We start from the raw sequence: 12,840 nt of genomic DNA, 5'->3' as shown, positions 1-12,840 counted from the left end.
CCGCCGGCCAGGGCTTCGAGGGCGGCCCGGTCCCCTCAGGAGCCGTAACCAACGGGCCGACCCGGCCGGACGGAGGTTCCACCACTCCAGCGGACGCCATCGGGGAACCTCCCCGCCGGGCGCGCGCAGACGCACGGGCGCAATGGGCGAGGAGGCGGGGCGGCCCCGGGATCGGGGCGTGCGGTGCCCCCGCCTCCTGATCGCCGCTCAGAGGCGGGTTCTCCCGCCCCGGACGTGCGAGGGCGGCCCGCACGTCGGGGCCGCCCTCGCACGCCGCGTCATCGCCCAGGCGCCCCTGGGGCGCTCGAAACCTGCTCGGGACCCGCTCAGAACGCGCCGAAGAACCCGAAGGAGGCCAGCGCCACGTTGGTCGCCACCAGCGCCACCGCCGACAGCAGGATGCCCGCCACGAAGCCGGTGCGCAGCGACCGGACCAGGTACTCCAGCGACACCACGTTGTTCAGCAGGAAATAGCCCAGCTGCATCGCCAGCACGAACCCGCCGTAGTTGAACCCGCTCATCAGGGACTCGCCCCACATGCCCTGGTAGTACCACGGCTGCCCCCACCAGGCCTCGGTGGAGGTGATCCACTGCCAGGCGTGCGCGGCGCCCCACCCCAGCGGGATCTGCAGGATCGGGATGATCAGCAGCGGCACCAGCTTGATGAAGCTCCACAGACTGGGCTGGGCGGACTTGCGCGCCTGGTCCTGGGCCCTCCGGGCGGCGCGCTCCTCGGCGCGCAGCCGTTCCCGGTGGGCCCGCTCCGCCTCCTGGCGGCGCCGCTGCTCCTCCTGGCGCTGCTGCTCCCGGCGGCGGTGCTCCTCCTGCATCTGCTGGTCCTGCCGGGGCCGCTGCGCCTCGCGCTGCCGCCCGGCGGCCGAGTCCCGGTACAGGTCGCCGTAGGCGTCGCCGCCGTGCTGCGCGGCGGGCGGCATGGCCGCGGTCGCCCCCGGGCCCTCGGGGCGGTACGGGGGCGGCTGCGTGCCGGGCACCTGCCCGTACTGCGCGGTCTGCGGCGCCCCGGCTGCCTGCCCGTACTGCGCGGTGTGCTGCGCCTGCCCGAACTGGGCGGTCCGGTCCGGCGCGGCCGGGTACTGCGCCGTGGCCGGGTCGGCCCCGTAGGCCCCCGCCTGCCGCCCCTGCGTGCCCTGCTGGAAACGGGCGGTCGCGTCCGCGCCTCCGTCCGGCTCGTACCGGGCGGTGGCGCCGTCGGCCGCCGCGTACCCGGCGGCCGCCCCGCCGAGCGCCCCGGCGGCGGCCCCCGCGGCGGCCGCGCCCATGACCGAGGTGCGCCCGTCGGCGCCGGTCTGCCCCGCCCCCGGGGCGGTGGCCCCCGAGACGGTCTCCGGCGCCGACCCCAGGGCCGCGTTCACCTTCTCCACCTGCTCGCGCACGCCCTGCTGGAAGGAGGGCGGCAGCCAGGAGACCCCGGCGGGAACGTCCCCCAGGTGGTCGAGGAGCTGGCCGGTGCCGGGCCGGTTGCGCGGGTCCTTCTCCAGGCAGGCGGCGGCCACCCGCTGCAGCGACGGCGGGACGGCCGCGATGTCGGGCCGCTCCTGGATGATGCGCATCACCATGGTGGGCATGGCCCCCTCGCCGAACGGGCCGGTGCCCGAGGCCGCGTAGACCAGCACCGCCCCGTAGGCGAACAGGTCGCTGGCCGGGGTCATGTGCTCGCCCTGCACCTGCTCGGGCGACATGAACCCGGGGGTGCCGATGATCGACTGGGTGGCGGCGGCACCCTCGGTGGCGCGGGCGATGCCGAAGTCGATCACCCGCGGCCCGTCCTCGGCCAGCAGCACGTTGCCGGGCTTGAGGTCGCGGTGGATCAGCCCCACCCGGTGGATCTCGGCCAGCGCCTCGGCCAGGCCGGTGGCCAGCACCCGCAGCGAGTCCTCCGGCAGCGGGCCGTGCGCCTGCACGCCCTCGTCCAGCGGCAGCGACGGCACGTAGGAGGTCACCAGCCAGGGCACCTCTCCGTCGGGGTCGGCGTCGATCACTGGCGCGGTGAAGGCGCCGCTGACCTGGCGGGCGGCGGTGACCTCGCGGGCGAATCGCTCACGGAAGGAGGGGTCGGCGGCCAGGTGCGGGTGGATCCGCTTGACCGCCACGGCCCGGCCCCCGGAGGAGCGGCCGAAGTAGACCTGGCCCATGCCTCCCGCGCCCAGGCGCCCGATGAGGCGGTAGCGCCCGATACGGTCCGGGTCGCCGTGCTCCAGTGGGCCCACGTTTCCAACCTCCGTCGCTCGCCGCTGCGCCGGTGCCGCCGCCGTGTGCGCCGACACCGTTCCGTGACTCTTGGAAGACGCCCAGTCTAGGCGCTGGGAGTACCCGCGGACCCCCGCGCGCGGGCGCAGCCGGAGGCCGGGCGCCGATCGGGCTCCCGGCGGGCGCGGGCCGGGGGGCGCACACCCCGGCCCGCGGGGCGTGCGCCGTGCATGTCGACCATTTGTGGGAAATGTGTGCCCTGGTCAGTGGCCGTAGGCCACCAGCGGCCGCTCGACAGGGGCACCGGTCAGCCGACCGTGCCGGATCGCGGCGTAGAGCGCGCATATCCTCCGGCACACCCCGGCCCACAGGCCCCGGCGGTGTGCCCGGCATGGCCCTCCGGCCGCAGGCGGCCCTTGAGCGTCCAGACCACCGCGCCGGCCTTCGGCCCAGCCCGCCCGCACACACCGGCCACGGGCGCCCCTCCCGCTTGCGCAGCCGGACCCGGATCATTCCCATAGAGGGCACCGGCGGCGTCATACGGCCCGAGGACGAGCCGGTCGGCACGCCCTCGACCGATGAGAGCGCAGGAGGGACCGTGCCCGGGCGCCACCGAGGACCACGCCTTAGTTGTGATGTTCCGGAACGTCGGGAACGCCCGACACGCCTGCAACAGCGGTTGAACAAAGAGAGGGCCTTCTGCTTCCGGTGTGGATGCGAAGTCTGCACCGAAGCTCCAGGAGGCCCTCACGCGCCACCGTAACTCTCCCCTGCCCCCACCGGGCGCCTACGCCCGCCCTTATGCATCAGAGGCCGAGCGCCAAGCCGCCTGCCCGGCCTTCCTGGACTGGTACGACCACCACCGGCCCCACACCGGGATCGGCGGCCGAACCCCCGCCGAGCGTGTCCCCGACCTCCCCGAACACCGCACCTACTGGTTGATGGGAGATGTGTGCCCCGGTCATTGGCCGACGACCACCGGCAACCGCTTGACCGGGGCACCGATCAGCCGGTCGTGCCGGATCGCGGCGTAGAGCGGGCAGCCTCTCCGACCCCCCGGCACGGCGCCCCAGCCCCGACCGGCCCTCCAGCGTCCGGACCGCAGCCCCGATCCCCCGGCGCACCCGGCCCGCGCATCGACCACGGGCGCTCCTCGTCGTGTCCGGAGCCGATACAGAGTTCCCCATCAGCGATCTAGCCTGGGGCACATGTCATTTCTTCCGCCAGAGCAGTGGTTCGCCTCCCTCGCCACCTCCTACCTGGCCTCGTCCGGGCTGATCACCGACCCCGGGGGCCGGGTGCTGCTGGTCGAGCCCAACTACCGCGACCACTGGACCCTGCCCGGCGGGGTCGTCGAGCAGGACGAGCCGCCGCACGTGGCCTGCGAGCGCGAGGTCGCCGAGGAGGTGGGCCTGAAGGTGGTCCCCGGCGCCCTGCTGGCGGTGCAGTGGAGCGCCCCGGGCGGGGAGCGGCCGCGCCCCTTCTGCTCGTTCGTCTTCGACTGCGGCGAGGTTCCGGCGGACGCCGACATCACCCTGCAGGCCGAGGAGCTGGACGACTACGCCTTCCTCGCCCCCGACGCCGCACTGGCCCGGATGCACCCGGCGCTGGCCCCGCGCCTGAAGGCGGCCTTGGAGGGCAGGCGCGAGGGGCGGGCGGTGTACGTGGCCACGTGACGGGGCCGCCTGCCCGCGGCCGTGCCCGGCGGTGCGCGCCCGCCGGGCGGGGGCGCCCGGGGCTCACCCCGCCAGGACCAGCAGCGGCATGAGCACCAGCATCAGCAGCGCGAACGCGAAGGCCGCACAGATCATGGCCACCGCGGTGCGCGGAACCGGTTCCCTGCGGGGCCCGAGGTCCTCGGGTCCCGCCTGTCCCGCGAGGCGGCGGGCGCAGGCGTCGAACCGCTCGGCATAGCCGGGGTCCTCGGCGCGCAGCCGCTCCTCCAGCGCTCGCAGCTCCCTCTCGTCCCGGCCGGCCCCCATGGCGTCCTCCCGATCCCGCTCGCCCAAGGTCCCGGCGCCGCACGCCGGAGGCCCCCCGGTGGCCGACCGTTACCCGCTCGCCCCGGGCGCCAAACCGCGCCGGACCGGTGGACCCGGCTTCTCCGCGACCCGGGGCCGGGCGGGGCCGGGCCGGGGCGCACGGCCGGTCGCGGTGGCGGCGCACCGCCCGCGCTCAGTCGGCGACCGCCAGGTCCTCGCGCAGCTCCTTGAGCGTGGTGCTCAGGAGTCGGGAGACGTGCATCTGGGAGAGCCCGACCGCGTCGGCGATCTGCGTCTGCGTCCGGTTGCCGTAGAAGCGCATCTGCACGATGCGCCGCTCGCGCTCGGGCAGCCGGGCCAGCGCCTCCCGGACGGCCTCGTGGTCCTCGATCCCCTCGGCGGCGCCGTCGCCCTCCCCGATGGTGTCCCCCAGGCTGGGTGCGTCCTCCTCCCCGCTCCCGCAGGGGGCGTCCAGGGACAGGGCCGAGTAGGCGCGCGAGGCGCTCAGCAGGTCGTCGGCGGTGCGCTCGTCCAGGTCCAGGGCCACGGCGATCTCCGACGTGGTGGGCCCGCGCCCGTGCTGCTGGGCGAACTCCCCGGTGAACCGGTTGAGCTCGCCCCGCTTCTCCTGGTGCTTGCGCGGGACCCGCACGTCCCAGGTGTTGTCCCGGAAGTGCCGCTTGAGCTCACCGGTGACGGTCGGCAGCAGGTAGGACAGGAACGGCTTGCCGTAGTCGGGGTCGTAGTAGGCCACGGCGCGGGCGAGGCCGAGCATGGCGACCTGTTCGAGGTCGTCCATGGGCTCGCCGCGCCCCCGGTACCGCCGGGCCTCCCGCCGCGCCACCGGGGCGTACATGTCCACCACCGTCGCGCCGAGCTCTTCGGCCGCCGCGGACCGGGGCGGCAGGGCCGCGCGGGCCCTGAGCAGCTCCTCGGCCGTGGTGCCGTCCCGGCCGCCGCGGCGGTCCGGATCGGCGCCGGTCGGGACCTCGTTCGTGGTCGGAGCGGCCATTTCGCATTCCTCCCCTGCGTGGTCGGCCGTTCGCCTGCACGGGGAGCCGGCGACCGCCGTGCCCTTCCTCCCCCTGGGGGTGGCGGCCGCAGCGTCGACCCGTCGGGCGTGTCCCCGTTCCCGGAGAACGCCCTCTGGCGCCCACCGTGCCCGGGTCACGGACCGATAAACGCGCGCGTGGGGATCACCCGGATCCGGGCCGGAACTCCTGCGCCTTGGCGCGGACCCCGCGCTCCAGCACCGACCACGCCTCGGGGTCGCCCTTGGCCAGCGCGGCCGCCATCGACTCCATCTGGTCCCAGGTGGCGGTCGGCGGGATCGGCGGCACCGACGGGTCGGTGACGAACTCCACGACCACCGGCCCCTGGGCGGCCAGCGCCTCGTCCCAGGCCGGGGCGACCCGGCCGGGTTCGTCCACGCGGATCCCGGTGAGCCCCAGGCAGCGGGCGACCTCGGCGAAGGAGGCGTCCGGGAGCCGCTGCGAGGGCACGAACCGCGGTGCCGCGCCCATCGCGCGCAGCTCCCAGGTGACCTGGTTGAGGTCGCCGTTGGTGAACACCGCCACGACCAGGCGCGGGTCGCTCCACTCCTGCGCGTAGTGCGCGGCGGTGAGCAGCTCGTTCATCCCGTTCATCTGCATGGCGCCGTCTCCGGCCAGCGCCACCACCGGGCGGCCGGGGTGGGCGAACTTCGCGCCGACCGCGTAGGGCACGGCGCACCCCATGGAGGCCAGCCCGCCCGAGACCGAGCCGCGTATGGTCCCGCGGAAGCGCAGGTGCCGGGCGTACCAGTTGGTGGTCGACCCGGAGTCGGCCGTGACGATCGCGTCGTCGGGCAGCCGGGGCGAGAGCTCATGGGCCACCAGTTCGGGGTTGACGGGGTCGGCCGGCACCTCGGCGCGGCGGCGCTGCACCTGCCACCACCGCTCGACGCCCTGCTCGATCGTGCGCCGCCAGCCGCGGTCCCCCTTGCGCTCCAGCAGCGGCAGCAGCTCGCGCAGGGTCTCCCGGGCGTCGCCCAGCAGCGGCACCTCGAAGGGGTAGCGCAGGCCGAGCATGGCCGGGTCGATGTCGATCTGCACCCCGCGCGCCTGCCCGTACTCGGGCAGGTACTGGCTGTAGGGGAACCCGGAGCCGACCATGAGCAGGGTGTCGCAGTCGCGCATCATCTCCCAGGAGGGCCGGGTGCCCAGCAGTCCCGCCGCGCCGGTGACGTAGGGCTCCTCGTCGGAGAGCACGTCCTTGCCCAGCAGCGCCTTGGCCACACCGGCGCCGAGCACGTCGGCGGCCTCGGCCACCTCCTCCTGCGCGCCGCGCGCCCCCTGGCCGACCATGACGGCCACCCGGCGCCCGGAGTTCAGGACCTCGGCGGCCCGGTGCAGTTCGGCGCGTTCGGGCACGGTCGCCGATTTCGGTGCGCCCAGCGTGCCGGGGACCGCCTTGAAGGCGTGGGCGGGCGGCTCGTAGTCCAGGTCCTGGACGTCGGCGGGGACGATCACCGCGGTGACCGTGCGGCGGGTGACCGCGATGCGCATGGCGCGGTCGAGCACATTGGGGAGCTGCTGGGGGACGTCGACCTCGGCGAGGTACTCGGCGGCAACGTCCTTGAACAGCGCGTGCAGGTCGACCTCCTGCTGCATGGAGCCGCCCTTGGACTCCCGGTGGGTCTGGCCCACGATCGCCACCACGGGAACGTGGTCGAGCTTGGCGTCGTAGAGGCCGTTGAGCAGGTGGACGGCCCCCGGTCCGGAGGTGGCCGCGCACACGCCCACGCGGTCGGAGAACTTGGCGTACCCGACCGCCTCGAAGGCGGCCAGCTCCTCGTGCCGGGCCTGGATGAACCGGGGCCGGTCGTCGGCCCGGTCCCAGGCCGCGAGCAGGCCGTTGATGCCGTCGCCGGGGTAGCCGAAGACGCGCTCGACCCCCCATTCGCGCAGGCGTTTCAGGAGGTGGTCGGAGACCTTCTCTGCCATCGTGCACAACTCCTCGGTCGGTTCGGTGTCCTCGGGGAATGTCCGGCTCCGCTACCCCAGACCGCGGCGATGATGCCCGCGCGGAGGGTGCGGCCGCACCGCAGGCCTGACCAGGGGGTTTGAACCGCGGGGGCGCAGGTAGCGGTAGGAGGACCGTTCTCCGCGCGAGGGAAGGAGCCCACCATGGCCGCGACCGTGCGCGACGTCATGTCGGCCCCGCCGCACACCGCCGCACCCGACACCACGCTGGCCGAGATCGCCCGGACCATGCGCGACGAGGACATCGGGGACGTGCTGATCGTCGAGGGCGACCGGCTCCGGGGGCTGGTCACCGACCGCGACCTGGCGGTGCGCTGCGTCGCCGAGGGGGCGGACTGCTCGACCGCAACGGTGGCGGACGCCTTCACCGCCCCGACCGTGTCCATCGCCCCTGAGGAACACGTGAACAACGCCGTCCGGCTGATGCGCGAGCACAGCATCCGCCGCCTTCCCGTGGTCGAGCAGGGGCGGCCGCTGGGTGTGGTGTCCTTGGGCGATCTGGCGCTGGAGCGCGACCCGCGCTCGGTGCTCGCCGACATCAGCGCGGCCGACGGCAGCGACGTGTGACACCGGGGAGCCGCGCCCGAAGCCGATCGGCCGTGCCGGACGCGATGGATGCCGGAGCGGGGGCGACCCTCGCTCCGGCATCCATCGCGGCTGAGACGTGCTACTCGGATCCGCGCTGACGGGAAATGTGTGCCCCGGTCAGTGGCCGTGGGCCACCGGCGGCCGGTTCACCCGGGCACCGGTCAGCCGGTCGTGCCGGACCGCGGCGTTCAGCGCGCAGGTCCTCCCGCCCCGGCCCACGGGCCCCGGCGGTACGCCCGGTGTGGCGTTCCGGCCCCCACCGGCCCTTCTGTGTGCGGGCCACCGCCCCGCCCCTCTGGCGCGGCCCCCGCACACACCGACCACGGGCGCCCCTCGCCGTGTCCGCAGCCGGACCGGAGTCTTCCCATCAATGGCCTAGGTGTTCTCCCGCGCCTCACGGGTCTGGGACCTGCTCTCCTTCTCCAACGCGGCGACCAGTTCATCCTTGTCCATCGTGGAGCGGCCCTCGATGCCGAGTTTCTGCGCGCGCTCGTAGAGGTCGCGTTTGAGGGCCGATGCGTCGACACCGCCCGCCGTCCCCGCGCTCCCCTTCTTGCGCTTGGCCTGCGGGTCTGCGGCGCGCTCGTCCGAGGGGCCGCTGCGGCCGCCCTTCTTGCGCTCCCAGTGGTCGCCCACCTTCTCGTACTTGTGCTTGAGCGCGGCGTAGGCGACCCGGTGCGCCCGTTCCCCCTCGCCGTACTCCTGCACCGCCGAGTCGTGCGCCTCGACCCAGGTGTCCTGGGCCTTGCGCGGCGAGCGCCGTAGCGTGCTGGGAAGCTCCTGGCGTCCTGGCATGACGTCCTCCTCTCCGGCTCCTTAGGCCGGTTCCCGACAAGGACCCACCACCTGGAAGAACGGCGGGTAAACCCGCGCCCGAACCGCCCCCGCGGCCTCGGGCGGGCGGCGGCGCCGCCCGGCGCCGCCCCCGTGCGCGCACCGGGTGGCACCCGTTGTTCCAGGGCCCGGCCCGCGCTCGGCTGCGGGCCGGGCCCTGGCGTCCTCCGCGTCGTCCTCTCGTCCGCCCCGGAAGGGCCGGGGCACCCCCCGATTCCCTGGCGCCCTCCGACGGGGGCGGTCGGCGCCCGGGCGGAGGTCCGGGTGCCCGGTGCGGGGGCGTCGGGTCGTCGCCCCCGCACCTCGCCCCTCCCCCTGACCGGGGTCCGGGCGGACCATGCATGCGTCCCGGGGAGAATCCGAGCCCGGTGCTACTCGACCTCGTCGGGCGCGGTGTCGGGGTCGCCGTCGAGGAGAGCCGCGATGGCCTCGGGCAGCACGTCCAGGGCGTAGTGCAGGCTCAGGACCGACCCGAAGGACAGGGCGCCGTTCAGGCGGCTCATCTCGGGCATCTCCAGGACGCGCCCCTCCTTGGCGGCGTCGAGCTCCTTGAACACCTTCTTCCCGGTGACCGAGGCCTCCGGGTCGCCGTAGACGCCGACCAGCAGGGCGTCCGCTTCGAGCAGTTCGAGCTCTTCGAGGCTGATCTCCTTGGGGGCGCGCTCCTCGTCGGTGAACAGCGCCTCGGCCTTCTCCGGCATCTCCATGCCGAGCTGGGTCAGGAACCCCGGGGCGGGGCCCTCGGCGTAGGCCCAGGCGGCGCCGTCGATGGAGGAGGCGAGGAGCGCGGTGGCCCCGGCGAACTCGGGGTGGTCCTCGCGGGCGTCCTTGAACCGCTCCTCGATGTCGGCGATGAGCGCCTCAACGTCGTCCTCGCGGTCCAGGGCGGTGCCGACCACCCGGGCGATCTCCTGCCAGGGCACCCCGAAGTCGGGGTGGTCGGGGTGCTGGGCGATGGTGGGGGCGATGCCGTCGAGGGTGTCGTACTCGTCCTGGGTGAGGCCGGAGTTGATCCCCAGGACGAGGTCGGGGGCGAGCGCGCCGATCTGCTCGAAGTCGAGCTCATCGACGGGCAGGACCTCGGGCAGGTCGGCGTCGCCGAGGGCCTCCCTGGCCCAGGGCCACAGGGCGCCGGGGTGCTCGCCGAACCATTCGCGCACGCCGACCGGGGCGACGTTGAGGGCCAGGACGTAGTCCTGCTCGGTGAGGCCGACGGTGACGATCCGCTCGGGGGTCCCAGAGATCTCGGTGGTGCCGTACTTGTGCTCGATCGTGCGCACGGGGCCGTCCGCGGAGTCGCGCCCGCCTCCGCCGCCGCAGCCGGCGGCGCCGAGGGCGGCCAGGCCGCCCATCCCGAGCAGGGCCCCGCGGCGGGTGAGGGCGGGGCCGCGCCCCGCGCCGGCGCCGCGCCTGCCCGTGCCGCGCGCCCGAAGTCTGCTGATGTCCACCGTGCCGTTCTCCTGACGTGTCCCGACTGCGGCCGTACCACGGCCCTGCACGGCGACTTAGGCTAGCCTAGCCTAGGCAGGTCGCGCACGGGGGAGAACACAACATTTCGGACACCCGCCGTTCCTCCCGCCCCGCTGGTGGCGGCCGGGCCCCGACCAGGGCGGGAGGAGCGGTCCCCGGCACCGCGGGCGTAGGCGGGCGGGCGCCATCGGTGCCGCCCGCTGCAGGCCGTCCAACGCTGCGGTCACGGCTGCAGAAGGCGCACCGCTCCAACGGACGCCCCCTCATGAACAGGACCGGCCCTCCCTCGCCGGGCGGCGAGGGACGGAGGCATGGAACGGGGCCACGAAGGCCGGATGGGCTCGGATCGGACCCGCGATGAGCACGCCGCCCCGGCCCGACGGTGCCATTGCCGCTCCAGGGAACGCGGCCCCGACATCCCGGGCGCCGGAGCGCCGCCCCGGCGCCCGGCCGACCCTGCGGCGCGCTCGGGTCACCGTGAGGCGGTGTGGGGGGCCTCCCCGTGCGGCCGCGCCCCCGCGAGCGCGCCCGTCCGCTCCGGAACCGGGTCCGGCTCGCGTCCGCGAGCCCTGAGCACGCGCTCGTAGCAGCGCTCGGTGCGGGCCGCGACCGTCTGCCAGCCGTAGCGGGCCGCCACCCGGTCGGCCGCGGCGAACCCGTACCCCTCGCGGGTGACCGGGTCGGCCAGCAGCCGCCGCATCCGGAACGCCAAAGCGCGCGGCCGCGCCGGGGGCAGCAGTCGGCCCGTAACGTCGTTGACCACGGTGTCCAGGTGCCCGCCGACCGCCGAGGCGATCACCGGCGCCCCGCACCCCATGGCCTCGAGCGTGGTGATCCCGAAGGGCTCGAACACGGGCATGTTCACCACGAGGTCGGCCGCGCGGTAGTGGGAGGGGACGTCCTCGCGTGCGACCGGGCCCAGGAACCGGACCCGGTCGGCCACGCCCGCCTCCTCGGCCACGGCCCGCAGCCGCCCGGCCTCACCGTCGCCCTCGCCGCCGCCCGGCCCTGGGCCCCCGGCCACCACCAGTTCGGCTTCGGGGACCCCCGCCATGGCCCGCACGACGGTGTCGACGCCCTTGCGGCGCACCAGCCGCCCCAGGCACAGGACCCTCGGGGCCTCGCCCCGGGGGCCTGTCGGCCCCTCCGGACGGAAGCGCTCCAGGTCGATCCCCGAGGGCACGACCGCCACGCGGTCCGGAGCGACGCCGCGTTCCCGGAGCACGCGCTGCTCCTGGGTGGAGGTCGCGATCACCAGGTCGGCGCGGCGGGCGACCGTGGTCTCCACCCTGCCGCGCCCCGGAGGGTCGGTGTCGGGCGCCCCGTCGCGGATGCGCTTGAGCGCCAGCAGGGCGTGGAAGGTCTGCACGAGCGGCACGTCGGCGGCCGCGGCCGCCCGGAGCGCCGCACGGCCGCTCATCCAGTAGTGGGCGTGGGCCAGGTCGGGCGGGTCCTGCGCCCACGCGCGGGCCAGGTTCTCCGCGAACGCGTCCGTGTGCTGCGGAAGGTCGTCCCTGCCGAGGGGCTCGGGCGGCCCGGCGTCCACGTGGCGCACGCACGCGCCCGAGCAGAGCTCGACCTCCCCGGGCAGGTCCGCCGAGGTGCGGCGGGTGTGGACGACGACGCCGTGCCCCCGCGCCGCGAGCGCCCGCGCCAGCTCCGCCACATGCACGTTCTGGCCGCTCGTATCGGTCCCGTCCAGCGCCGCCAGCGGCGAGGCGTGTTCAGAGACCATGTCGATCCTCATCGTGCGACCTCCTTGATCCCCCGGTCCCCTCCGCCACGCGGACGGGTACCGGTTCCAGGGCCGCCTTCCCGGCGGCCCGTTCTGCCTCCTGTGCTCGTTCCGGGTCCGGCCCGGTCCCGGAGCCGGCCGTGTCCGCAGGAACTCCTCCCGCGGCGGCCCGATGAGCGGCCCGATGGCCGCAAGGCCCGGTACAGCGGGCCCGGGCTCAGGGCCGCGGCCCCGGGGCGGCACAGTCCACGCGACCGGGCACTGTGCGCCCTCTCGGGGCCGCGGACGCGGGGTACCGGCAGGGCGCACGGTGCGCGCCCTGGAGGAATGCCGTGGTCGGAGACCCGTGAACGTGTCGCGTCAGGATCTCGGTTCCATACGCCGTCATGTCCTCTCTCCATGCTGCCTTCCCACTCAGGGCCGCCGCTCCCCTACCGTCCACTCGCTCCGGAGCGCGGGCGGGGCCCGATCCGCGCCGNGGGCGCCGGCCGTCGACGGTACGGGGCGGCGATGCCGGACAGGCCGCATTGGCGGCCTGCTACCAGCGCCCCGCCCGGGCAAACACTCACGCGACCGCCCCCTTGCGCGTTCCGCCCGCCCCGAAGGGGAGTCAGTCGAGGTCACGGCCGTTCTCGGATTCCTCGGATCGGGGGCGCGGAACGGAGGAGGGCGGGGGCGGGTCCGCCGCACGCGGTGAGCGGCGGGGCACGTCCGCTGGAGTGGTGTGATCGTCGTCCGACCAGGCCAGGGCGGCCGTCACGGCCTCGGGGCGGCCCGGCCCGAGTTCGTTCGTGGGTGCGGAGAGCGTTCGTCGATGAGGCCCGACGGCGCCGCGTGCGGCGGGGCGCACCTTGCCCTCCCCCGACAGCCGCCCCCGCCGCGTACGAAGCCGCGCCTCAAGGCGGTGCGCCCGCGCGGCGCGCCATCACAGCGCTGTCAGAACCGGCGCACAGGCGCTCTCACTTCTCGTCGACGTACTCACCTGCCCCTGCGTCGGCAC

Annotated in this window: 9 protein-coding genes and 1 pseudogene; 3 read left to right on the top strand and 7 right to left on the bottom strand. The window is 75.2% G+C overall.

The window, feature by feature from the left end; all coding sequences use genetic code 11:
- Positions 1-326 precede the first annotated feature (326 nt).
- Positions 327-2,228: a serine/threonine protein kinase gene (locus D476_RS0125480; RefSeq protein ID WP_026123847.1), complete on the bottom strand. Its 1,902-nt coding sequence runs from the start codon at positions 2,226-2,228 to the stop codon at positions 327-329.
- A gap of 741 nt (positions 2,229-2,969) precedes the next feature.
- Here D476_RS0125480 and D476_RS39395 point away from each other — a divergent pair.
- Both D476_RS39395 and D476_RS0125475 read left to right on the top strand, forming a co-directional pair.
- Positions 2,970-3,116: pseudogene (locus D476_RS39395) on the top strand (integrase core domain-containing protein); the annotation flags it as partial.
- Positions 3,117-3,416: 300 nt separating this feature from the next.
- Complete coding sequence (locus D476_RS0125475) at positions 3,417-3,884, top strand: NUDIX domain-containing protein (RefSeq protein WP_017626744.1); 468 nt, start codon at positions 3,417-3,419, stop codon at positions 3,882-3,884.
- Positions 3,885-3,947: 63 nt separating this feature from the next.
- On the opposite strand, the gene D476_RS0125470 is transcribed toward D476_RS0125475, so the two are convergent.
- The 3 genes from D476_RS0125470 to D476_RS0125460 all read right to left on the bottom strand — a co-directional run bounded on the left by D476_RS0125470 (position 3,948) and on the right by D476_RS0125460 (position 7,174).
- Positions 3,948-4,190: a DUF3040 domain-containing protein gene (locus tag D476_RS0125470; RefSeq protein WP_017626743.1), complete on the bottom strand. Its 243-nt coding sequence runs from the start codon at positions 4,188-4,190 to the stop codon at positions 3,948-3,950.
- 193 nt (positions 4,191-4,383) lie between these two features.
- On the bottom strand, positions 4,384-5,202 hold the full coding sequence (locus D476_RS0125465; protein WP_017626742.1) for a SigB/SigF/SigG family RNA polymerase sigma factor: 819 nt from the start codon (positions 5,200-5,202) through the stop codon (positions 4,384-4,386).
- Positions 5,203-5,386: 184 nt separating this feature from the next.
- On the bottom strand, positions 5,387-7,174 hold the full coding sequence (locus D476_RS0125460; protein ID WP_017626741.1) for a thiamine pyrophosphate-requiring protein: 1,788 nt from the start codon (positions 7,172-7,174) through the stop codon (positions 5,387-5,389).
- Between the two features lie 183 nt (positions 7,175-7,357).
- On the opposite strand from D476_RS0125460, the gene D476_RS0125455 reads away from it, so the two are divergent.
- The gene (locus D476_RS0125455; protein ID WP_017626740.1) at positions 7,358-7,780 is read left to right on the top strand and encodes a CBS domain-containing protein; all 423 of its coding nucleotides are present in this window, start codon (positions 7,358-7,360) and stop codon (positions 7,778-7,780) included.
- 396 nt (positions 7,781-8,176) lie between these two features.
- Here the strand turns inward: D476_RS0125455 and D476_RS0125445 are convergent, their stop codons facing one another.
- From D476_RS0125445 to D476_RS0125435, 3 genes are all read right to left on the bottom strand, one after another.
- On the bottom strand, positions 8,177-8,596 hold the full coding sequence (locus D476_RS0125445) for a ChaB family protein (protein ID WP_017626738.1): 420 nt from the start codon (positions 8,594-8,596) through the stop codon (positions 8,177-8,179).
- A 410-nt stretch (positions 8,597-9,006) separates the two neighbouring features.
- A complete protein-coding gene (locus tag D476_RS0125440) occupies positions 9,007-10,083 on the bottom strand; it encodes an ABC transporter substrate-binding protein (RefSeq protein WP_017626737.1) in 1,077 nt (358 codons plus the stop codon).
- 494 nt (positions 10,084-10,577) lie between these two features.
- A complete protein-coding gene (locus tag D476_RS0125435) occupies positions 10,578-11,852 on the bottom strand; it encodes a glycosyltransferase (RefSeq protein WP_017626736.1) in 1,275 nt (424 codons plus the stop codon).
- Positions 11,853-12,840 lie beyond the last annotated feature (988 nt).

The organism is Nocardiopsis chromatogenes YIM 90109 (assembly GCF_000341185.1).
In the GTDB taxonomy this organism is placed as follows: Bacteria; Actinomycetota; Actinomycetes; order Streptosporangiales; family Streptosporangiaceae; genus Nocardiopsis_A; species Nocardiopsis_A chromatogenes.
The sequence above is the reverse complement of the archived record's forward strand: the minus strand, read 5'-3'. Positions and strand labels throughout refer to the sequence as shown.